Source organism: Nocardia sp. NBC_01009 (assembly GCF_045208035.1).
In the GTDB taxonomy this organism is placed as follows: domain Bacteria; phylum Actinomycetota; class Actinomycetes; order Mycobacteriales; family Mycobacteriaceae; genus Nocardia.
Window position 1 is genome coordinate 4,612,569 of record NZ_CP108695.1, and the last position, 20,648, is coordinate 4,633,216.

The following is a 20,648-nucleotide window of genomic DNA, read 5'->3' on the forward strand; positions in this document are numbered from 1 at the left end:
GGCAAGCTGGGCCCGACGTGCAGAATTCAGCGGAAAGCGGCCGCGCCGATCAGGCAGATTTGCGTCTCCCGCTGGGGGAGACGGGAGGGTGAGGGCATGGACGGCGACACGCTTTACTCGATCGGGGAGACGGCCGAACGGTCCGGGCTCTCCGTCAAGACGATCAGGTTCTACTCCGACAGCGGTGTCGTGCCGCCGACCACATACAACCCCGCTGGTTATCGGCTCTACGGTACCGATGCGCTGGCTCGGTTGCGGCTGGTGCGAACGCTCCGTGACCTCGGTGTCGATCTTGGTTCCGTCCGGCAGGTGCTGGATCGGACGCGATCGCTGCCGGAAGTCGCCGCCTCGCATGCCGACGCGATCGCACTGCAGATGCGCACGCTTCGGTTGCAGCGCACCGTGTTACGCGCGATTGCCCAGCGGGGCTCGACCACCGAGGAGATGGAACTCATGCACAAACTCGCCAAGCTCTCCGATACCGAGCGCCGCCGAATGATCAGCGATTTCGTCGAGGACACCTTCGGCGGCCTCGACGCGAATCCGGCGTTCGTCGACATGATTCGTGCGGCGATGCCGGAACTGCCGGATGATCCGGAACCCGCTCAGATCGAAGCCTGGGTGGAGCTCGCCGAGCTCACCAGCGACACGGATTTCCGTGCTGCGGTACGTCGAATGGCCGAGTATCAGGCAGCCCAGCGCGCCGAGGGCGACACCACCGGCCTGCATCACGAACTGACCGAGGTGGTCCGGGACCGAGTCGAGCACGCCCTCGCCTCGGGTATCGCCCCCGATTCCGCCGAAGCGAAGCCGATTGTCGACGAACTCGCGGCACAATACGCCGCAACGTTCGGCCGCCCCGACGACGCCGCACTGCGACAGTGGCTGCGAACACGCCTCGACGTCGCGGGAGATGCTCGGACCGAACGTTATTGGCAGTTGCTCGCCGCGATCAACGGTTGGCCGACGCCATCGAGTTTGGCACCGGTGTTCGCTTGGTTCGGTGCGGCACTGGAGGCGCCCGGCGCCTAGGGAGTGTTTGAAGTGAAGTGAAGTGATGGGGTGGCACCGCTGTGGTGCCACCCCTTCAGTGTGGTTGGTGAAAGTTGTTGCCCGCATTGGTATATGGGCGAGGGCCACCATATACATCGCCATCATCGATCACCTTGCGAAATTCGTCCGACGGCGACGGCCGCCAGCGCGGAGCCTGCGGTGCCGAGCGCACTGGGGAGACCGGCAAGGCTCGTCGAGCTGAGCATGTCCGGCGCGAGCAGTGCACCTACGGTTATGCCCGCCGCCAGCCCCGCGCCGCTCAGCGCCTGAGCAGCGATCAGGACGAACAGGGTGCGGCGCTGCGCCTGGGAGCCGGGGAGATCATTCGATCCGGGCAGATACTGAAGTCGCCACGACACAGTCAGCCCGGCTCGCCTAGGTCAAGGCGGTCGCGGAGTCCGGCAGCAGTGAAAGCCGCGACCAATTCGGCACGGCCCTCGGTGAAGTGGGCCCAACCCTCGTAATGAATGGGAACCACCCGACGTGCGCGGAGGAGCCCGGCGGCCTCGGCGGTCTGGGCACTGTCGAGGACGATCGGCGCACCGTCGAAGAGAACGGAGAAGCGGGGCGCTCCGGCGAAGAGGATGGCGGTGTCCACCGGTGCGAAACGCTCGGCGATCTCCTTGACCGCAGTGAGCGAGGCGTTGTCGCCGCTGACATAGACGGTGGGCAGGCCTTCCCCGGTCAGTACGAATCCGACAACCTGGCCGGTGATCGGTTCGACCTCCTCGCGTGCGCCCGGCCCGTGGATCGCAGGCACGCCCGTCACGGTGATCGTGCCGCCGCCGGGGCGATCCAGCTCGATCGACTCCCAGTCGACCAGCCCTTTGGCCCCGTTCCCGAGGCGTTGCCCGCCACCCGGCGTGGTGAGGGTGAGCGGCACGTCGGCGAGCAGGGCGCGGCCGGAGTCGTCGAGGTTGTCGGGGTGCTCATCGTGCGAGAGCAGAACCACGTCGACGCGGCCGAGGTCGGCCGGTGCGGCGGCGGCTGGCGCGGTCTTGATCAGCAGGCCGCCGGGCTGCTGGTAGTCGTGGGGCGCATCGAAGGTCGGGTCGGTGAGGAACCTCAACCCGCCGTATTCGAAGAGGGCGGTCGGGCCGCCGAAGACGCGGACGCGGACCTGCTGATCGGTTGTGCTTGCGCAAGCCACTAGCAAGCTGAGCAGAGCGATGATGCTGACAACATGCGCGGTGATCGCCAGGCCCTTACCCTTCGGCGACTCCTGCCGGTACGCCTGCTGCGGCCCCGGATACCGACCGGGCGGCGGGTGCTGTGTCATGGCTGTCCTCTCGGTCGGTGCCGCGCGAGGTACTCGATCTACGAGATCCCCTGCGGACGCGCTCGCTACTTCTCACGGATGAAACACCACATATCCGTGAGATACGGTAGGCCGTTCTCACGGATAAAAGCAAGTCGTAACATGAGAGTTGTGAGAGTCGTGCGAGAGACCTTGACCGCCGCGTTGCCGCCCGCACCGGGGGCCGAGCAGTACCTCGCTCTCGACTTCGCCGACAGCTCCTATGTGCTGCCCGGTGGACACTTCATCGATCTGCTCGGTACCCCCGAATCAACGAATCGGTGGCTCGCCGAACGCGGCCTCGCGCCTGCCGATGCCGGAGTGCAGGAGATGTGCGCGACGCAGCTGCGGGTGCTGCGCGAACACGTCAGGGCATTGTTCGCCGCCCACGTCGCGCGGCAGCCGGTAATGCCCACAGCGCTGTCCGCCGTCAACGACGCACTGAGCAGGACCCCAACGGCCGCCCTGCTGCATTGGGATGAGACGAACGGCCCCTACCGCGCTGCGCTGTGTCCACCCAACGAGATCCTCGACCGCGCGCTCGCGACGCTCGCCGCAGATACGGCCGACCTGCTCACCGGCTCCGACGCCGATTTCCTGACCACCTGCGACTCCGTCCCGTGCAATCGGTACCTGATTCGCCACGGCCGCCGTCACTGGTGTTCAACGCGGTGCGGCGACCGCGCTCGCGCGGCTCGCGCCTACGCCCGCGCCAAGTCGAAGGTGGACTGACCATCTTCTCGCGAGGCAGCAACGGCTCCAACCGCGCCCACTGGGCATCGGTCAATTCCGCCCGCCCCGCCGCCGCTGATCAATGAGGTCTCCGGTAGGTACTCCGGTTTTTCTTGGTCGTTACACCACCGGAGACCTTGCCTATATATCAACGTGGGCAACAACTTTCACCAAACACACTGATGGTGTGGCATCACGCAGCGGTGCCACACCATCACTTCACTTCACTTCACTTCAAAACACTCCCTGGCCCAAGTAGGCTTGAGACCACTATGGATGCCTTCTATCTGCCCGATCCAGCGGATCCGAATCGGTTCCATTCCACCGAGCTCACTCGCGGTCCGTGGTCGCCCGACTCTCAGCACGCGGGGCCGCCCTCGGCGCTGCTCGGTCATGTCATCGAGAGATGCGAGCCACGCGAGGGGTTTCGGGTCGGGCGGGTGGCGGTGGAGATCCTCGGCCCGGTGCCGATCGCGCCGCTGACAGCCTCGGCTCGGGTCATCCGAGCCGAGGCGCGGGTTTCCCGCCCTGGCCGCGGCGTCGAATTGATCGAGGCCACACTGAGTTCCGAGCAGGGGCTGGTGATGAAGGCGAGCGCTTGGCGGCTGCAGCACGCCGAGCCGGAGCTGGAACTGCCGGTCGAGGCACTACCTACTGGGGCGCGCCCGGGCCCGGACACCGCATTCGAGGGAACGGAGTTCCCGTCGACGCAGTCGGTCGGGTTCCATACCGCCATCGAATATCGCTTCGTCTCTGGCAGTTTCGTTGAATTCGGCCCTGCCGTGTGCTGGATTCGCCTGCGCTACCCCGTCGTTGCCGGCACCGTCCCCAGCCCGCTGGAACGTACCCTTGCCGCGGCCGACTGCGGCAATGGCGTCAGCTCGGTATTGGATTGGGGCAGTTACTACTTCATCAATACCGATTTCACGGTGACGTTGCATCGCGAACCGGTCGGCGAGTGGGTGTGCCTGGATGCGGTGACCTACCCCGAACGCAGCGGCGTCGGCCTAGCCGAATCGCAGCTGTTCGACGAGAAGGGGCCCATCGGCCGCGGCACCCAGACACTGTTCATCGGCCCGCGCTGACACCGGCGTATCCAGCCAACCGCGCCTCGCAATTATCCAGGCCCGGTGGTCGGTTTGTGATCAACAGCCGTTGGGCAGTGCTGATTTCGGCGCCCGACCGGAGTCGGGTGGTGCGAGGGCGATCGGCACGTCGATAGCGTCGACCGTTGAGAGGTCGGTGCCAGCTCGACGGCAGCAACGGTCGGCGATAACGCGCTCGGCTCGAACGCGACCACGAACGCGTGGTACCGGCCGTTGGATGCGAGCTTTCCGACTACCTCGGGCGGCGCGATCAACGCTAATGAGACACGGTCTTACGTTCGAGGCGTTCGTTGCTGGGCCGTAAGTGGGATCTGAGTCCCATAGTTGTATGGATCAATCCTCGGGGTGATGGTAGTTCGATTCACCCCACCCACGGCGGTCGTCGAACCGGCGTCTGCCTCTGTGGTGGCCGGATGTCCTGCATCCGCGGCAGTACCTCGGTGTCGCCATCGTCTCGCGGCCAGTGCACACCTTCCAGTTCGCCTGGCCCATTCTCGATCCTGGCCTCTGGCGCCGCTGCCGGTCTGGTCGGCAGCCAGTCCGTATCGTCCGCGAGATACGCTCCGTCATCGTCACCGCGATGGCTTCCTGGCGCGAACTCGTGTCGACCAGGAACGTGAATCCTCTTCCACCACATCCCCATCCGGAAGCTCAGCACCGCCGTGAAGAACACCGATGCTGGCCACAGGATCAGCAAGAGTGGTGGCGGCATCCCGGCTACAGACCGTCCTCGTCGAGCAGCAGAAGGTACGCCGCTTCCAAGTGCACGATGCAATCGTCTGGGTGATGGAAGCGGTGGATGTCCCGCAGGTCCCAGGCGCGCTCAACCGTCAAATCCATCAAGTGCACCTGGCACATGAATTCAGCTAACTTGCCATCTGCTTGCACAAATGTCCTGTGGCTCAAAGGCTCTGGCATCGGCATCGTCACTCCCACAGCTCCCCGTACGGGAGTGGCCGGAGGCTGTCATGCACGTTGTCGTCGATGGTCACGACCAACTCCAATGCGGAATAACCGCTGGCCAGCTCATCGGCCACGTTCTGTGCCTGCTCCGCCGATGCCTGGTAGTCCAGCCTCAATGCACCGGATTCGATCCGGATGTGGCGCGGATGCCGCATGTCCACCAATCCCCGCTCCGTTGTTGGCCAAATTGCCTGGTAACGAGGGTGGCTCGACCGCCACGACCGGTCCATGCCGTGACCCGTTGGTCGGTATGCGTCCGGCGTATATTCCACCGCCACTATGGTCATTAGGCTGGCCTCGCTCGCTCCTCCCTTGTTGCAAAACCCCAGCTCAACTACTATGGAAAGAGGGGATTTTCACTTCATGACTGACACGGTCACCAAACAAGCTCACGGCTCAGATACCCGCCGCCACAAGGTCACTGGCGATGTTCACCTTGTGCTGCGCCGCGGCGATGAAGTGCTCTTCGGTCAGCGTCGGAACACCGGCTTCGAGGATGGTGCCTGGCATCTGCCGAGTGGACACCTCGAAGCCGAAGAATCCGTCATCACTGCCCTGATCCGCGAAGCCGAAGAAGAGATCGGCGTCATCATCACGGCCGAGGATGTGCAGTTCAGCCACATCATGCATAACTCCTCGTCCAGTGGCCGCATGGCCTTCTTCTTCACCGTGCGCAGCTGGCAGAGTGAGCCCGACAACCGCGAGCCGGACAAATGTGCAGTCCTGGAATGGTTTTCGACTGATGCGTTGCCTGATCACATGATCGACTACTGCCGCTCGGCCATGCAGTCAATCGCTGACGGCGACAGCTTCTCGGTTTACGGCTGGTAGCACCAAGATGCTTTCGTCCGGGCCAGTGGTGTTTGTCAGCTACCTGGCGCTGGCGGAGCTGTGGACCGTGGCCCAGTTCCCGCGCGCGAACCATGGGGCCGAAGTCCGGAGCATTGAACGGTCCGTTGCACCTGACGGGCCGACAACAGCGGCGGCGCTCGCAGCTCTCGGAGCGCCGACCCTGTTGGTTGCCAACGACATTGGCAGGGACGATCACGGCATGTTCGTTCGTCAGTGGCTGGCTGAGCGCGCCGTCGAATGCGCTTTCACGATCCGGCCAGAAGTCACCACACCACGGATTGTCGTCGCTGCCGACGATGACCACACCCGCACCTGGTTTGCGCATCTGCCCAGCCTCACCGCCGGCCTTGAACTGGTCGACCTGGCGCCGATCGCCTCGGCCTCGTTCCTCTACGTCGATTGCTACGAAATCATCGAGCAGGCAGTCCTGCGCGTGATCGACGCAGGCCGCGTGGCCGAGGTGCCAATGCTCCTCAATCTTGGCGGCTCCGATCTCTCGGAGTCAGCAGCCGATGCACTCCGCGGTTACGCCCACCTCCTGATCCAAACCAACGTCGATGACGCAGGCCACGCGCAGGCCCCAGCCGTCGCCAGACGCTTACTGGCGCAGGCTGGCGTGTCCTGGGTGATCGTCACGGCCGGTGCCTTCGGCGCCGTCGCTGTCAGCCGATCGGAACAAACCTCCGTGCCTGCCTTCCCGGTGATCGTCCGCCATACCCACTGTGCGGGTGCAGCGTTTTCCGGTGGCCTGCTCTTCGGCCTGCGTGCCGGTTGGTCGATGCAGCGAAGTATGTTGCTCGGATCGGTCAGTGGGGCGCTCCGGTGCGCACGACACCAGAACGCCCCACTGCCGAGCTTGGCTGAACTGCAAGCGGTGATCGCCTCTCGCGAGCAGTTCGTCGCCAGCTAGAACAATCCCCACTTCGTCAGCTGCCCTCGTACCTGCTGCAAGCGTTCCGGCGTCAGCCGCTTGAGTTCGGCCTCCTCGGCTGACTCCTGCTTCGCCCCGTACTGCCACCACGCCTTGTTCGTATGCCGGTCCATCACCAAGAATTTCTCCTTGACTGCAGGACCCCGAACCACCAATGAGACCGTGAACGGCTCGGCCACCACCGCATGCACCATCGAGTGGTGGAGCGCATAGCTGGTGCCGACCGGCTCCTCCCTGACTTGCAGCACAGGCAATTTGTTCGGATCTACCTGCTCGTCCAGCTCGGCGTTGCCGAACAAGTAATGCCGGTATTGCCCGCGCAGAATCCGGCTGGCGTAGGACCAGCGGTGGTTGTGCGGTCGGTCGAAGTAGCCCGGCAGAAAGATGTGCAGTCGGATACGGACGCCCGGATCATCGTCGCTGTGCAGCACGATCTTGTCCAGGATGTCGTAGTGTTCGCACATCGCGAGTAGTTCTGGCCGGTTGGGCAGATCGTCCAGCCGTTCGCGCACGATCCGCGGTTTGGCGGCAAGTTCGTTCAGTGCCTCACGGCAGTTGATCTCAACATCGTCGATGTCGTTCCAGTCGATCCAACACAGGTTCTCGGCGATGCGGTCCATGTCGTCCATTTCGGTTCCTCACTCCTCGGGCTTGGCGCTGGATTTCCACAACCGGCAGACCGGCACGATGTCCTCGTAGGCGTCGCACGAGGCTTGGCCCATGACCAACTCCTCGGCCGGGCAGCCACCCATGCAGGCGTTGGCTTTACAACTGCCGCAAGAATTTTCGGCCAGGGCGCTGGTGAACAGATCGAACTCGTTGGTGCCGTGGTTCAGCTGGACTTGGCCAGCCACCATCTGCGCGAAGTAGAGGTCGGTGTCGAACAGGTACGAGCAGACGTAGCAGCGTCCGTCCGGAAAAATGGAAATCCGATCCAGCGTCCGGCCGATGCACCCTTGGTAGCCCTCGGTGGCGTAGCGGTCCATCTGATCTCGCCGGGCATACGTCGGCTGGTACCAGACCCGCGTTTTGTGCTCGGGTGCAACCACATGCAGGCGATCGCAGAAGTTCACCCATTCGGGCGGCGTCATCGCCATCTCGGCGTTGCCGTGCCCCGTGCCGATGGTCGAGAAGACATGGAACTTAACCAAGTTGACGTTCAGCTCATCGGCCAGCTCGAGCAGGTGTAGGACATCGTCCTCGTTGGCCTTGTTCACCGTGCAGATGATGCGGGTGTCGAAGCCGCGGGCCGTCAGCTCCGCCGTCGTTTCCAGAGCAGTGTCGAAGGTGTTCGGACCCCGGATCGCGTCGTGGCTGTCGGCGCTGCCACCGTCCAAACTCACTTGGACGTAGGCGAAGTCGTCTGGTTCCAGCTGCCGGAACTTCTTGAGCGCTGGCTTCTGCGCGTTCGTCGTGGTGATGACGTGCTCGTAGCCGAGTTGGCGGCTCATCCGGACGGCATCGCAGTAGGCGGGGTGCAATGTCGGCTCGCCACCGAGCAGGGTCAGCTTGCTCCCGCCCAGTCGGCGCCAGGTGGCGAGCGTATCCACGATTTGTTGCAGCGGCATCTTCAGCGCTGGTCCAGCCGTTCGCCCATATAGCAGTGCTCACAGCGCAATTGGCAGGCTTCCGTGATGTACAGATACACGTTGCGGAAGCGGCCGTAGGCCACGCGGTCGATCCGTTGCGGCTCCGGCACGCTGGCACCACGGGGCATCCGGGCGTGGCCGTAGCCATCACTTTTGCTTCTGAGAAGTGGGACGGGCAAGTCAACAGTCGTCATAGTTAGGAACTCCGTGAAATGAGGAGCGGGGCAAGCAGTTCCGCCGCCCCGTCGATGGTGTTAGTGGTGTCCAGTGGGGTGACGGCGATCCCGGAATCTGTAAAGCCAGCCCGGATGCCCGTAGCCGTTTGGTGGTAGCGCTGCAACCTGGCTTTGAACAACCGCGGGGAGTCACCTCGCCTCGGATGCAGCAAGCCGCCGCAGTGCGCGCACTGCCAGGGGTCCTCGCTAGCCGGGACAGCAGGCAGGCGAGGGTCCGAGATCGGATCGCGTTCGCAGCGGTGACACACTTTGCGAGTCTTGGCCCGCTGCTTCAGTGTTCGTGCATCGGTTAGCACTTCGATCGGCTCGATGTGCGGCGTTGGCGTCAGTGTCCAGAGCGTGGCCAGCAGCTGGTCGACCTGGCTGGCCGATCCGGGGAAGTTGTCCAGCAGGATTGTGTGAACTCCCGAATCTTGTTGAGCTGCAACGAAATATGACCGGAGCGCATCACCGACAGTAAACTCGTCGATCCAGCCCAGGCGTTCGCTGCTGCTGGCTGTCGCGGCCAATACCTCCTGCGGCACGTGCTCGCGCAGTCGGAAGATCCGCCGCCCCGGCGATTGGAGGCGCAACGTCAGAGTGGTTTTGCCAGCGGCCGGTGGGCCGAATATGGGAACTACCAGGGACAAGGTCACGGCCAACCCCTTTCGTGAGGCCCGAATATGTCCAGTCCCAAGAGTCGATCGGCGGGGCGAAAACGGCCACGACAAGGGGGTATGCAGGGTATGTATGAAACGTATAGTTAGGACGGTCAAGCCCTGGTAAGGTCACGCGACCAGGGCGAACGGGGTGGGGTTTGGGCACCCGAAAACGATTCCGGAGTAGCCATGAAGCGCGAACCCGAGCCGCAACGCTACTGCGCTCGATGTGGGAGTAGGCTCAATCGGTATAACGCTGGAAAGCTATGCGGCCCTTGCAATCTCACAGCCCGCGATCAAGTACTGCATCCACCCACCGTGCCGCCGGATTTCTGGCAGACGGACAAGATCCGCGATGCCTTGGCCACCTGGCATATGGGCCGCGTCATCTTCGCTTACCGGACCCACCCGTACCACGGCCGACCACTGCCGCAGGAGCTGGTTGCCAATTGGCTGGAACTGACCCAAGCGCAGCTGAGCCGGATCGAGAAGGGCGCGGCACCGGAACAGATTTCCAAGCTGATTCGCTGGGCCGAGGTCCTCGACATTCCGGCTGACCTGTTGTGGTTCAAGCTGCCCGACACCGAGGACGGCGGTGTGCTTCCGTCCGGTGGAATCGTCACTGCCACAGGCCATGACAGCGTGGCGCTCGCTCGCTGGTTGGCTGCTGATGGCACAGGGACACCACCGAATTGCGCCGGAGAACTGGAGCGTGTCAGCCGGGCGCTAGAAGATGCACGTCGGTTTTTCGACGGGTCCGTGGTGGAGTTCTTTCGGGTTCAACTTGCCAAGTGCAAAGCCGACGACGGCACGCTTGGTCCAGCAGCAGCGCTCCCGTTGGTGCTCGGGATCCTCGGGGCTATTCGGCGGCATGGTCGGCAGGTCAGGCCGGACGTGCAACGGCAGCTGCTGGCTGTCGGAGCCGATGGTGCCGAATTTGGCGGCTGGTTGTACCGCGATCTGCACGATCCGATCACGGCCATGTTCCTCTACGACCGCGCGATGGAGTGGGCGCAGGCCGCGGGTAGCCTCCCGATGCAGGGGTATGTGCTGCTCAAAAAATCCCAGATGGCTTACGAGACCCGCGACACAGGCACCTTGCTGACGCTGGCGCAGGCGGTGAAGAACGGCCCGTGGCAATTGCCGACGCGGGTTCAGGCCGAAGTCGTGCAACAGGAAGCTCTGGGCCTGGCCATGATGGGCGAACCGACCAGCGTCGTTGAACAAAATCTGGCCGATGCCGGGCACCTCCTCACTCAGGCGAACGGCACGGATGACCAGGCGCTGGTGAGCTACTTCAACGAAGGCACGCTCCTGGTGCGGTCGGCCTGCTGCTACACCGAAGCAGGCAGGCCGCAGACGGCAACGCAGCTCTTCAGTCAGGTCCTTGCCAGTGGCTCACTGTCGCGGCGCGACGCCGGCTTTTTCGGGGCTCGGCAGGCGAAAGCATTGGCCTTGAGCGGTGAGCCGGATGAAGCGGCCACGGTCGCGGTTGAGTCAGTCGCCGTAGCCCGCGAAACACGGTCAGAGCGAACGATGAACGTGATCGTTGATGTGGTTCGCACCCTGGATCCGTGGCGTCATCGGCCAAGGGTGCAAGAGCTGCGAGACGTGCTACAGCCCTGATGTCGAGCCGGTCGTCAGCCACTTAGCCACGATCCCGATAACCTCGGCCTGATACTCCTGGCTCGTCGGATTCAGGTACTCCGGGTCGTCGTGGACGGCGAACCCGTGTTGCGATCCCTCGATCTCCACCAGTTCAACCGGGGACGTGAACTTGGTAGCGGCCTCGCGCGAGCCATCGATTGGAACCAAGGTGTCGGCATTGCCGTGGATGATGAGCGTCGGCTCTGTGATCTCGCCGAGCACGTCCAGCGGCCTGAACCAGAACACCTCGTTCAGGAACGGGCGGCCGTGCTGCAAGTCGGCCTTAAATTGAATGGCGCCAGTCTCATTCAGCTCATGGGCTCGCTCGTCGCTGATGGAATCGTTCGTCCAGTAGTCCCGCGTGTCGATGGTCCGCTTCTTGTAGTCCACCTGCGGATTGAGGAGTACCAGCCGTGACAGATCGTCCGACCGTTTGGCGGCGTAGTAGGCGCAGATGCCGCCGGCGAAGCTCGCGCCACACAGGCTTAGCTCAGTCGCGCCCGTGGCCTCACGGAGGTACGCCAGGCTGACGCGGATGTCGTTCAGGATCGTGGCGAGCGTCAGTTCCGCTTGGCTACCTTCGCTGTCACCGTGACCACGGAGATCGAACCGCAGGGAAGCAATCCCAGCCTCGGCGAGGCCAGCGGCGAGCCGGGTGAAGAAGCCGCCCTCCTCACGGGTGACACCACCACCATGGACCAGCACAACGGCGCGCGTCGGTGATTGGTCAGGGGTAACAAGCGTGGCCGCCAGCTGCAGGCCGTCGAGGGTACGGACGTGGATGATGGTGCTCGTCGGAACCACGAGAGCCAGTCAACCAGACGGCCCGAGCCGCGGCCAGACGGTTGATCACCATGTGGGTGGGGTGATGGGGGATCGGCAGGAGCTCGCGCGTTCTCCGTCGTGCTCCTTGGGCGATGGCTGCGGCCGATCAGGTTCTGCGCGAGATGACCATGATGTATTCGCAGGGAGCGTTCGTTCGGTTGGCGAAGCCGTGGTCCGCGTCGGCCTGGAAGAACAGAGAGTCGCCGGTGTTCAGGGTCTCGCTGATTCCGCCGATCGCGACGGTGAGGGTGCCTTCGAGCACCACGAGTTGTTTCTCCGTACCCGGCGGATACGCGGGCAGCAGCCCGGTAGAGACCTGTGCGGGGAGGTAGTGGACGACCATCTCGCCGCGTCCCGCGCCCGGGGCCGCCGACACCATGTGCCGTTCGAAGCCAGTTTCTGGGTCATGGAAAACGGGGCGATCGTTCTTGCGCATGACAACGGCCACACCAGACGCGGCAACAGCTGCCCCACCGATCAGGTCCGAGAGCGACGCGTCGAGCGCATGGGCGATCCTGGACGCGACGCCGATCGTCGGGCTCTTCTCACCGCGTTCGACCTTGGACAGCATCGCCCGGCTGACCGACGACTGTGTGGACAGCTGCTCCAGCGTCAGGCCCGCCTCCTCGCGGCGTCGCCGCACGTTACCGCCGAACGCGCCGGCCAGGTCGTCACCGTGCTGTGGTTCGACCGTGTTTCCGTCTTGCTCGACCACCATGCTCCTCGATCGATGGGTACCTTGCTGCCCACAGTGTAGAGTTCTCCTAAAGAAGACATGGTCTTCTATCAGAGACACGCGATATGCGCCCGACACGACGGAGGTTCCATGCGTTTGATCTCGAGTGGCCAGCACCATGCCACGTTCGAATTCGGCGATCTGCAGGTGATCTCGTTGCGAGACGGGTACATCGACATGCCGCCGACACGGCTCCGCGACGAGGATGGGTGCACGCTCGATGAGCTGCCAGCCGCCGTGCCGCTGGCCGGCGACAACTTGCGGCTGTCGGTCAACGCCTTCTTCGTCACCGACGGCACGCGGTCGGTTCTCATCGACACCGGCGCGTCCAACGCCTGGCACGACCCCACCATGGGATTGATCTACGATGCGCTCGACGAAGCGGGAATCGACCGCGCGCAGGTCACCGATGTGGCCATCACCCACAGGCACGAAGACCACGTGAGCGGCCTGATCGCGCCGGACGGTTCAGAGGCGTTCACCAAACTCGAGCGCGTGTGGATCGGCGCGGGCGACACCTCGGTGTTCACGGGGCGGCTCGAGCCGATCCGCGACCGGGTCGTACCCGTGTCGGAGAAGGTCGCGATCAACGACTGGACCACCGCGATCCCGACACCGGGCCACACACCCGGTCACACCGTCTACGACGTCAGGAGCGGTACCGGCCACCTTCTCGCTTGGGGCGACACCGTTCACGTTCCCACGCTCCAATTCGATCGGCCGAACGTGTCCTGGGAGCTCGACGGCAACCAGTCCCAGGCCCGCGCCGCGCGAGCGGCCCTCCTCGAACAACTGACCCAACCACACCACTTCGTAGCCGGCGCCCACCTCGACTCACCCGGCATCGCCCGCGTAACCCCCTCCGGCGATGGTTATGCGCTGGAATACCTCGCACCACCGATCGGCTGATCGAGCCTGTCGGCCCAGGGCCGCGCTCGCGATGACAGCCAAGGAGGGCAAGCTCGTCCGGAACGTAGTCGAGCCGATCAGGCACTTCCCGGGCGCGTAGAAGTTGATCAAGGTTGGGGGTTAGTGCATCTAGCGCGTCAAACTTTCTGGCAGGTTGCTCGGTTTGCACTCCGAGCCCACGAGCCAGGAACCGATCGGTGGCGAGGCCCTCCGCGGATGCTGGGTCCGTTCGCAGACCTTTGCTCGGCGAGCGATTGTTCAGCGCACGATGTGGACTGGCTGCGGACCGGTGGATGCAATGACGTCCGAGCCTTGGGCGAGTGTGACTGTGACCGTGCCACCAGATTCGTTGGGCAGTGCGCGACCGGGTGCGACGAGATTCCCCGACCAGTTGTGCGCGGTGGCGTCGCACTCGACCAGGATCGGTCCGTCGAGTTGCACGGCGAGTGGGTCACCTGCGCCACCTTGGAACATTTGTTCCAGCGAGCCGTCCACAACGTTCACTCCGGCGGTTCCGCCCCCAGCACAGGTGGCCGATCCGCTGATAGTCAAGGTGGTGGTGTTGTAGCCCAGTTCAGGCTCGACAGTGATCGATGTGGGCGGCTGGGCGGCTGCGGTTGCGGCGAGGATTCCTCCGCAGAGGCCGACTGCCCCAGCGACAGCGGCCAGATCCGAGCGAAGCGAACTGTTGAACATGATGTTCTCCTGTCGATGCTCGTTCGTAGGATGCCAACCCGCATATCATCCCAGCATCGATCAGCCTCCACCTCAGTTTGCTAGAAGCGAGTGCCCGCTGGTTGCTATTACCGTGCGTTCGGTCAGTCATGGTCGGTCCGTCCGCCTCACACCCAGATCGTGGACCGTCAGATCCTGCCAAGATCTTGACCCAAGACACTCGATGGGGAGAATCGAGCAGCGATAATCTGTGGCGGGCTGACCAGGAGGCCCATTATTCGCGAAGTGTCGCCCGTGCACCCAGGCGCGCCACTGCGCGAATTCCTTGGCGACGATCTTGCCGGTGTGCGGGCTGGATCGAACGGCCTCGTTCGGAACTTGGCGTACGGATTCGCTGGGGTGCTGGTCGATCCACAGCAGCAGCGCGACCGCTCGGCGAGGTCGGTGGAGTTGCTCGAGTACCGACGGCCGGCGGGCACTTGCGGAGCAAGTTCGGCTACGAGCGCGGTCATTCGTCCACGGTTGGCCGTCGCACAACTGCGCATGCCAACCGCCGTACCAGTCCTTGCGGTGGCCGAGGCCACCGGTAGCGGCCTCTCAACGGCACGGGAAATACGGCCTTCAGTCCAGTTCAGCCAACTTGGCGAGGATGGTGGCGGCCATCGCGGCAGGATCCCCGTCGCCGGGACGCAGGACCAGTTCGGGATCGGCCGGTACGTCGTACGGGTCGTCGATTCCGGTGAAGCCGCGGATCTCCCCGGCTCTGGCCTTGGCGTACATCCCCTTGGGGTCGCGGGATTCGCAGATCTCCAGCGGCGTGTCCACAAAGACCTCGACGAAGGCGATGCCCGCCGCTTCATGAGTGGCTCGTGCCCTGTCGCGATCGGCCTGGTAGGGACTGATCAGGGAAACCACCGCCACCACACCGGCTTCGGCGAACAGTCGGGCTACTTCGCCTACGCGGCGGACGTTTTCGACGCGATCCGCCGCGGCGAAACCCAGGTCGGAATTGAGACCGTGACGCAGATTGTCGCCGTCCAGCAGGAAGGCGGGGCGGCCCGCCGCGACCAGTCTGCGTTCGAGTTCCACTGCGACAGTGGATTTTCCGGATCCGGAGAGCCCGGTGAGCCAGACGGTCATGCCCTTGGTCGGGCGCTCGTCGCGCCCGACGGCGGTGGAGTGCCAGACCACTCGGGAGGACGGCAGACTCGGTCCGGTAATCATGCCCGCGGCGACAGTGTTGTTGGTGGTTTCGTCGACGAGAATGAAACTGCCGGTGGTGCGGTTGCGGCGGTAGGGATCGAACAACAGCGGCTGCCGGGTGCGCAGCTGAATGCGGCCGATCTCGTTGAGCGACAGGGACTCCGCGGTCTCGTCGCGGTGCAGCGTGTTCACGTCGAGTCGGTAGTCGAGGGTGCGGATCTCGGCGGTGGCGGTGCGGGTGGTGTGCCGGATGGTGTAGGTGGCGCCGGGGGTCAGCTCGGACTCCTCGGTGAACCAGCACACCATGGCGTCGAGGTCGCGACCGGCATGCGGCCGGTTGGCCGGACGGCAAATGAGATCGCCACGCGCGATGTCGATTTCGTCGGTCAGCTGGATGGTGACCGCCTGTGGCGGGAACGCCTCTGCGACCGGGGTGCCGCCCGGCCCCCAGATCGCCGCGACGGTGCTGGTGAATCCCGAAGGCAGCACCGCCACTTCGTCACCGGGCTTGAACACCCCGCCCGCGACGGTGCCCGCGTAGCCGCGAAAATCCTCGGCGTGCCTGCGGGTCACGTACTGCACCGGGAAACGCGCATCGATCAGATTGCGATCGGAGGCGATGTGCACCTCTTCCAGGTGGTGCAGCAGAGGGGAGCCCTCGTACCACGGCATAGCGGTGCTGCGGTGCACGATATTGTCGCCGGTGAGCGCCGACATCGGGATGAAGGTGAGGTCGGCGACGTCGAGTTTGGTTGCGAACTGGGCGAATTCGTCGTGGATCTCTTCATAGCGTTCCTGCGACCAGCCGACCAGGTCCATTTTGTTCACGCACAGCACCAGGTGTGGAATGCCGAGCAGGCTGGCGAGGAAGGCGTGCCGCCGCGTTTGCTCGACGATGCCCTTGCGGGCATCCACCAGGATCAAAGCGAGGTCCGCGGTGGAGGCGCCGGTGACCATATTGCGCGTGTACTGGATGTGGCCGGGTGTGTCGGCGATGATGAATTTCCGCCGGGGTGTGGCGAAATAGCGGTGCGCCACGTCGATGGTGATGCCCTGTTCCCGTTCGGCGCGCAGGCCGTCGGTGAGCAGTGCCAGATCGGGGTAGTCGTCGCCGCGTTCGCGGCTGGTGCGCTCCACGGCGGCGAGCTGATCGGTGAAGATGGTCTTGGAATCGAAGAGCAGCCGCCCGATCAGGGTGGATTTGCCGTCGTCGACGCTGCCCGCCGTGGCGAGGCGCAACAGGGTTGTCGTCGTCATCAGAAGTAGCCTTCTCGTTTGCGGTCTTCCATGCCTGCCTCGGAAATCCGGTCGTCGGCGCGGGTCGCACCGCGTTCGGTCACCCGGGTCGCCGCCACCTCGACCACCACCTCGTCCGGGGTGGACGCTGTCGATTCCACGCATCCGGTGCAGGTCGCATCGCCGACCGTGCGGAAGCGCACCGTGCTGTCATAGGGCTGCTCGCCGTCGAGGAGTTCGAGGAATCGGGTGTGTGCCAGCAGCATGCCGTCGCGCTGCACCACCGGGCGGCGGTGGGCGTAGTACAACGGCGGGAGCTCGATCCGCTCGGCCGCGATGTAGTGCCAGATATCGAGCTCGGTCCAGTTGGACAGCGGGAACACCCGGATGTGCTCGCCGGCGCGATGGCGGCCGTTGTAGAGGTTCCACAGTTCGGGCCGCTGGTTGCGCGGATCCCATTGGCCGTATTCGTCGCGGAAGCTGAACACGCGCTCTTTGGCGCGGGCTTTTTCCTCATCTCGGCGGGCGCCGCCGAATACCGCGTCGAAGGCATGCTCGCGAATGGCGCGCAGCAGAGTGCCGGTCTGCAGGCGGTTGCGGGACGCGCGTGGTCCGGTCTCCTCCACCGAGCGGCCCGCGTCGATATCGTCCTGCACCCGGCCGACCACCAGCCGCAGGCCGAGTCGTTGCACCGTGCGATCCCGGAATTCGATCACTTCGTCGAAATTGTGCCCGGTGTCGATATGCATGACAGGAAACGGCAGCGGCGCGGGCCAGAAGGCCTTGGCCGCGAGGTGCAGCATCACCACCGAGTCCTTGCCACCGGAGAACAACAGCACCGGCCGCTCGAACGTCGCCGCAACTTCACGAAAGATGTGTGCCGACTCGGCCTCGAGTGCGTCCAGATGTGGCAGCTCGTAGGAGGACATCCGCATTCGCTCCAGCCGTGCGCGGGTTTCGGAGGGACTACGTCCGGCAGCACCTACTTCGGTGCTCGCCGTCGACTTTGCGTACTGGCTCACGTCCCAAAACTAGAACACGTTTCGGTCATTGGTCAATGGGGTGACTCGGGTTTGCGTCCGCCGGACGCGGCGGTCACCGCATCGGCGGCGGCCACGAGAGCGGCTCCGCGGCGGGTGATTTCGGCACCCGTAATGGCGGTGCCCACATACATGGTGAGCACCATGTTCTGGTGGCCGTCGCCGCCGTAGGTCGGAGCGGCGAGCAAGCTCACCGGATGTTCCTTGCGCGGTCGCAGATCGGTGCCGAGATGGACTCGTTCGCCGAGGCTGGTGACCAGCTCGCCGACGAGTTCGCGCACCTCTTCGGGCAGGTCGCGGGCAGCGACACCGGCGAGCAAGGAGTACAGGCGGCGACCCGCGCCGGTGAGACTCTCCACCAGGTAGCCGCGCTCCCTGCACTCCGCGACGACCTGGCGCAGCCGGGCCACATCCTGTTGCAACGGCACCGTCGACGGCTTGGCCAGCCAGGCGTCGAAGGCTGCGTCGGAGTCCCACAGTACGTACATCAGGCCGACCGGCGGCGCGAACAGGTAGGAGGCGCCGACCTTGACCATGCCGGGCCCGGTGCTCTCCAGCACCGTGATCTGCTCGCCGACCACTGCCGATGCGGTGCAGGTCGTGCGGTATTCCGCGGTGAGTTTCTCCAGCTCGACGCGTGCGATGGCGGAGATGGCGAAGCTGTCCTGGGCAACCCGTCCTGCCGCGATCAGCGCGGGTCCGAGGCCGTAGGTGCGGGTGTGTGCGTCGCGCACCAGGTAGCCGCCCGCGCTGAGCTCGGTGAGAATGCCCAGGCAGGTCGGTTTCGCCAGGTCGAGCTCGCGGGCCAGCTCGGAAAGGCCGAAGCGTTTGCCGCGCTGCTCGACAAAGAAATCCAGCACTTGGACCACCCGCTGGGTGGGCGCGGATCTACGGGCAACCATTGACCACTCCTAGAACACGTTCTAATCTTGCTCGTATCGAAATGTACCAGACCGGTACATATTTGGAACACCCAGCAGCGACTGTTCGCCGGTCGCTCGAGACAACCGGGAAGCCACTTGCTCACACAGCCGTTCGCGGACGCCATCGCCGCCGCCGAGCAGATCATCACCGGCGCACCACACATCCGGACCGAACAGGATCTCGTCGAGGGCTACGACTACCTCGCAGGCAGCATTCGCGCGGCCATCCAGATGGCCTGGGCCTATGAGCGGGACTTTCCGTTCTTCGTTCAGTCCACCGGGCCGTACACGAAAATGGGCCTGGACAACCCGGACACCCTGTACTTCCACTCCTACCTGCGACCCGACGCCGAATATGTGGTGACCGGTAAGCGCGGCAGCACCCGTGACTTGAGCTTCCAGGTGCTCAACGGCGACTACTCGCCGGTCGATGTCCCCGACAGCCTCACCGCATTCGACGACCGCGCGATAGAGGTCGCCGCCGACGGCTCCTACGAGCTGCGCCTCGGCCCGGGTGCGGCGCGCCCCGGCTATGTGCATCTCGCTCCGGACTCCGCCATGCTCGTGATTCGTGAGGTCTACAGCGATTGGGCCACCGAGAAGCCGGGCACCGTCCGTATCCAACGGTTGGACCGGATCGGTGACGCGCCGCCCCCGCTGACCAAAGACCTGATGACCAAGCGGTACGGCGTCGCGGGAAAGATGCTGCTGTCGCGGCTGAACACCTTCCTGGCCTTCCCGAAGTGGTTCTATCTCAACTTGCCCGTCAATACGATGACCGAGCCGCGTTCCACCCCGGGCGGGCTCACGACGCAGTTCTCCTCGGCGGGCCACTACGAGCTGGACGACGATCAGGTCATGATCATCACGGTGCCGAAATCCGATGCGCCGTATCAGGGCTTCCAGCTCGGCAGCATGTGGTATCTGTCGCTGGACTACATCAACCACCAGACCAGCCTCACCGCAGACCAAGCGCAGGTCGACCCCGACGGCATGATCCGGCTTGTGGTCAGCGAACAGGATCCAGGACTGGCCAACTGGATCGAACGCACCGGGCACGCGCGCGGATATCTGCAGTTCCGCTGGCAGCGGCTGGCGCGGGAAATGAAGCCGGAAGACGGACCGACGGTGGAGGTGGTGTCGCTCGACGAATTACCGCAGCGGTTGCCGTTCTACGAACAGACGCGGGTGACTCCGGAACAGTGGCGGGCACGGATCGCGGCGCGACAGGTCGCCGTGGCGGAAAGGATGTTGGGCTGATGTTGTTGCAGGACAAGGTCGTTGTGGTCTCGGGTGTCGGTCCCGGACTCGGCAGGGCGATCGCGGTGCAGAGTGCGCGTGCTGGCGCCGACGTGGTACTCGCCTCGCGTACCGAATCGCGACTGACCGAGGTGGCCAAGGAGATCACCGAACTCGGCAGGCGCGCGGTGGTGGTGCCGACCGACATCAACGACGAGGCGGCCGTGCTCAACCTGGTCGAGACCGCGCACAGCGCGTTCGGTCGGGTGGACACCCTGGTGAACAACGCGTTCGCGATTCCACCGATCACCGATCTGGCGACCGTCGACCTGGACGACGTGCGGGCCGGCTTCGAGACGAATGTGCTTGCCGCACTGCGGCTGACCCGACTGTTCGTGCCGGCGCTGGCCGAGTCGAAGGGGTCGGTGGTGATGATCAACTCGGCGGTGCTGCGGCATTCACGACGCACCTTCGGTCCCTACAAGATGGCCAAGGCGAGCCTGCTCGCGCTGGCGCAGAGCCTGGCCACCGAGCTCGGACCGCAGGGTATCCGGGTGAATTCCGTTGCCCCCGGCTATATCTGGGCCGACAACCTGAAGTGGTATTTCAACTATCTCGCCGAGCAGCGGGGGATCACCGCCGAAGAGGTCTACGCCGAAACGGCGAAGACCATCGACCTGCGCAAGCTTCCCGAACCCGATGAGATCGCCGACGCCGTGGTGTTCTTCGCCTCGCAGCTGGCGCGAGCGATCACCGGGGCCTGCCTGGATGTCAACGGCGGCGAGTACCACCACTGACCGGGTGCGGGTGTCCCGCAT

General features: G+C 64.4%; 22 protein-coding genes and 1 pseudogene. 9 read left to right on the forward strand and 14 right to left on the reverse strand.

What is annotated here, in order from left to right:
* The first annotated feature begins 96 nt into the window (after positions 1-96).
* Positions 97-1,032: a MerR family transcriptional regulator gene (locus tag OHA42_RS20600; RefSeq protein ID WP_406229518.1), complete on the forward strand. Its 936-nt coding sequence runs from the start codon at positions 97-99 to the stop codon at positions 1,030-1,032.
* A 134-nt stretch (positions 1,033-1,166) separates the two neighbouring features.
* Here the strand turns inward: OHA42_RS20600 and OHA42_RS20605 are convergent.
* Both OHA42_RS20605 and OHA42_RS20610 read right to left on the reverse strand, forming a co-directional pair.
* Positions 1,167-1,391 (reverse strand): annotated as a pseudogene (locus tag OHA42_RS20605) (MFS transporter); the annotation flags it as partial.
* Between the two features lie 23 nt (positions 1,392-1,414).
* Positions 1,415-2,332, reverse strand: a complete 918-nt coding sequence (locus tag OHA42_RS20610; protein ID WP_406229519.1) for an MBL fold metallo-hydrolase — start codon at positions 2,330-2,332, stop codon at positions 1,415-1,417.
* Positions 2,333-2,482: 150 nt separating this feature from the next.
* Between OHA42_RS20610 and OHA42_RS20615 the strand changes: the two genes are divergently transcribed.
* Positions 2,483-3,082 (forward strand): ABATE domain-containing protein, encoded by a 600-nt coding sequence (locus OHA42_RS20615; protein ID WP_406229520.1) that lies wholly within the window; start codon positions 2,483-2,485, stop codon positions 3,080-3,082.
* A gap of 272 nt (positions 3,083-3,354) precedes the next feature.
* On the forward strand, positions 3,355-4,167 hold the full coding sequence (locus OHA42_RS20620; protein WP_406229521.1) for a thioesterase family protein: 813 nt from the start codon (positions 3,355-3,357) through the stop codon (positions 4,165-4,167).
* Between the two features lie 738 nt (positions 4,168-4,905).
* Here OHA42_RS20620 and OHA42_RS20625 read toward each other — a convergent pair.
* Positions 4,906-5,028, reverse strand: coding sequence for a hypothetical protein (locus tag OHA42_RS20625; RefSeq protein WP_406229522.1), 123 nt, complete (start codon positions 5,026-5,028; stop codon positions 4,906-4,908).
* Between the two features lie 86 nt (positions 5,029-5,114).
* Entirely contained in the window at positions 5,115-5,315 is a 201-nt protein-coding gene (locus OHA42_RS20630) for a hypothetical protein (protein ID WP_406229524.1), read from the reverse strand.
* A gap of 199 nt (positions 5,316-5,514) precedes the next feature.
* Here OHA42_RS20630 and OHA42_RS20635 point away from each other — a divergent pair, with 199 nt between their 5' ends.
* Both OHA42_RS20635 and OHA42_RS20640 read left to right on the forward strand, forming a co-directional pair.
* Positions 5,515-5,982 carry an NUDIX domain-containing protein gene (locus tag OHA42_RS20635; protein WP_406229525.1) on the forward strand — a complete coding sequence of 156 codons (468 nt, stop codon included), beginning with the start codon at positions 5,515-5,517 and terminating at the stop codon, positions 5,980-5,982.
* 25 nt (positions 5,983-6,007) lie between these two features.
* Positions 6,008-6,913: a carbohydrate kinase family protein gene (locus tag OHA42_RS20640; protein WP_406229526.1), complete on the forward strand. Its 906-nt coding sequence runs from the start codon at positions 6,008-6,010 to the stop codon at positions 6,911-6,913.
* Here OHA42_RS20640 and OHA42_RS20645 read toward each other — a convergent pair.
* The 4 genes from OHA42_RS20645 to OHA42_RS20660 form a co-directional block, all read right to left on the reverse strand.
* The gene (locus OHA42_RS20645) at positions 6,910-7,563 is read right to left on the reverse strand and encodes a hypothetical protein (RefSeq protein WP_406229527.1); all 654 of its coding nucleotides are present in this window, start codon (positions 7,561-7,563) and stop codon (positions 6,910-6,912) included. The two genes, OHA42_RS20640 and OHA42_RS20645, sit on opposite strands and share 4 nt — an antisense overlap.
* A gap of 9 nt (positions 7,564-7,572) precedes the next feature.
* The gene (locus OHA42_RS20650; protein ID WP_406229528.1) at positions 7,573-8,502 is read right to left on the reverse strand and encodes a radical SAM protein; all 930 of its coding nucleotides are present in this window, start codon (positions 8,500-8,502) and stop codon (positions 7,573-7,575) included.
* A 2-nt stretch (positions 8,503-8,504) separates the two neighbouring features.
* On the reverse strand, positions 8,505-8,633 hold the full coding sequence (locus tag OHA42_RS20655) for a hypothetical protein (RefSeq protein ID WP_406229529.1): 129 nt from the start codon (positions 8,631-8,633) through the stop codon (positions 8,505-8,507).
* Positions 8,634-8,719: 86 nt separating this feature from the next.
* Positions 8,720-9,394 (reverse strand): hypothetical protein, encoded by a 675-nt coding sequence (locus OHA42_RS20660; RefSeq protein ID WP_406229530.1) that lies wholly within the window; start codon positions 9,392-9,394, stop codon positions 8,720-8,722.
* A 321-nt stretch (positions 9,395-9,715) separates the two neighbouring features.
* Here OHA42_RS20660 and OHA42_RS20665 point away from each other — a divergent pair, with 321 nt between their 5' ends.
* Positions 9,716-11,023, forward strand: a complete 1,308-nt coding sequence (locus OHA42_RS20665; RefSeq protein ID WP_406229531.1) for a helix-turn-helix domain-containing protein — start codon at positions 9,716-9,718, stop codon at positions 11,021-11,023.
* Here OHA42_RS20665 and OHA42_RS20670 read toward each other — a convergent pair.
* Complete coding sequence (locus tag OHA42_RS20670; RefSeq protein ID WP_406229532.1) at positions 11,012-11,848, reverse strand: alpha/beta hydrolase; 837 nt, start codon at positions 11,846-11,848, stop codon at positions 11,012-11,014. The two genes, OHA42_RS20665 and OHA42_RS20670, sit on opposite strands and share 12 nt — an antisense overlap.
* 127 nt (positions 11,849-11,975) lie before the next feature.
* Entirely contained in the window at positions 11,976-12,683 is a 708-nt protein-coding gene (locus OHA42_RS20675) for a helix-turn-helix domain-containing protein (protein ID WP_406229533.1), read from the reverse strand.
* Positions 12,684-12,695: 12 nt separating this feature from the next.
* On the opposite strand from OHA42_RS20675, the gene OHA42_RS20680 reads away from it, so the two are divergent.
* Complete coding sequence (locus tag OHA42_RS20680; RefSeq protein ID WP_406229534.1) at positions 12,696-13,514, forward strand: MBL fold metallo-hydrolase; 819 nt, start codon at positions 12,696-12,698, stop codon at positions 13,512-13,514.
* Positions 13,515-13,772: 258 nt separating this feature from the next.
* Here the strand turns inward: OHA42_RS20680 and OHA42_RS20685 are convergent, their stop codons facing one another.
* From OHA42_RS20685 to OHA42_RS20700, 4 genes are all read right to left on the reverse strand, one after another.
* Positions 13,773-14,210, reverse strand: coding sequence for a hypothetical protein (locus tag OHA42_RS20685; RefSeq protein WP_406229535.1), 438 nt, complete (start codon positions 14,208-14,210; stop codon positions 13,773-13,775).
* A 600-nt stretch (positions 14,211-14,810) separates the two neighbouring features.
* Positions 14,811-16,649: an adenylyl-sulfate kinase gene (gene cysC / locus OHA42_RS20690; protein ID WP_406229536.1), complete on the reverse strand. Its 1,839-nt coding sequence runs from the start codon at positions 16,647-16,649 to the stop codon at positions 14,811-14,813.
* The gene (cysD, locus tag OHA42_RS20695; RefSeq protein ID WP_406239492.1) at positions 16,649-17,563 is read right to left on the reverse strand and encodes a sulfate adenylyltransferase subunit CysD; all 915 of its coding nucleotides are present in this window, start codon (positions 17,561-17,563) and stop codon (positions 16,649-16,651) included. The genes cysC and cysD overlap by 1 nt, the downstream gene beginning before the upstream one ends.
* Positions 17,564-17,682: 119 nt before the next feature.
* Positions 17,683-18,570 carry a helix-turn-helix domain-containing protein gene (locus OHA42_RS20700; RefSeq protein WP_406229537.1) on the reverse strand — a complete coding sequence of 296 codons (888 nt, stop codon included), beginning with the start codon at positions 18,568-18,570 and terminating at the stop codon, positions 17,683-17,685.
* 117 nt (positions 18,571-18,687) lie between these two features.
* On the opposite strand from OHA42_RS20700, the gene OHA42_RS20705 reads away from it, so the two are divergent.
* Both OHA42_RS20705 and OHA42_RS20710 read left to right on the forward strand, forming a co-directional pair.
* Positions 18,688-19,851 carry a hypothetical protein gene (locus OHA42_RS20705; protein WP_406229538.1) on the forward strand — a complete coding sequence of 388 codons (1,164 nt, stop codon included), beginning with the start codon at positions 18,688-18,690 and terminating at the stop codon, positions 19,849-19,851.
* Positions 19,851-20,627 (forward strand): SDR family oxidoreductase, encoded by a 777-nt coding sequence (locus tag OHA42_RS20710; protein WP_406229539.1) that lies wholly within the window; start codon positions 19,851-19,853, stop codon positions 20,625-20,627. Before OHA42_RS20705 ends, OHA42_RS20710 begins: the two co-directional genes overlap by 1 nt.
* The last annotated feature ends 21 nt before the right edge of the window (positions 20,628-20,648 follow it).

Bases quoted from the DNA above. Each gene is read 5' to 3' on its own strand.
- OHA42_RS20600 (WP_406229518.1), top strand. From the start codon at position 97: ATGGACGGCGACACGCTTTACTCGATCGGGGAGACGGCCGAACGGTCC.
- OHA42_RS20610 (WP_406229519.1), bottom strand. From the start codon at position 2,332: ATGACACAGCACCCGCCGCCCGGTCGGTATCCGGGGCCGCAGCAGGCG.
- OHA42_RS20620 (WP_406229521.1), top strand. From the start codon at position 3,355: ATGGATGCCTTCTATCTGCCCGATCCAGCGGATCCGAATCGGTTCCAT.
- OHA42_RS20625 (WP_406229522.1), bottom strand. From the start codon at position 5,028: ATGGATTTGACGGTTGAGCGCGCCTGGGACCTGCGGGACATCCACCGC.
- OHA42_RS20635 (WP_406229525.1), top strand. From the start codon at position 5,515: ATGACTGACACGGTCACCAAACAAGCTCACGGCTCAGATACCCGCCGC.
- OHA42_RS20645 (WP_406229527.1), bottom strand. From the start codon at position 7,563: ATGGACGACATGGACCGCATCGCCGAGAACCTGTGTTGGATCGACTGG.
- OHA42_RS20650 (WP_406229528.1), bottom strand. From the start codon at position 8,502: ATGCCGCTGCAACAAATCGTGGATACGCTCGCCACCTGGCGCCGACTG.
- OHA42_RS20680 (WP_406229534.1), top strand. From the start codon at position 12,696: ATGCGTTTGATCTCGAGTGGCCAGCACCATGCCACGTTCGAATTCGGC.
- OHA42_RS20685 (WP_406229535.1), bottom strand. From the start codon at position 14,210: ATGTTCAACAGTTCGCTTCGCTCGGATCTGGCCGCTGTCGCTGGGGCA.
- cysC (WP_406229536.1), bottom strand. From the start codon at position 16,649: ATGACGACGACAACCCTGTTGCGCCTCGCCACGGCGGGCAGCGTCGAC.
- cysD (WP_406239492.1), bottom strand. From the start codon at position 17,563: ATGCGGATGTCCTCCTACGAGCTGCCACATCTGGACGCACTCGAGGCC.
- OHA42_RS20700 (WP_406229537.1), bottom strand. From the start codon at position 18,570: ATGGTTGCCCGTAGATCCGCGCCCACCCAGCGGGTGGTCCAAGTGCTG.
- OHA42_RS20710 (WP_406229539.1), top strand. From the start codon at position 19,851: ATGTTGTTGCAGGACAAGGTCGTTGTGGTCTCGGGTGTCGGTCCCGGA.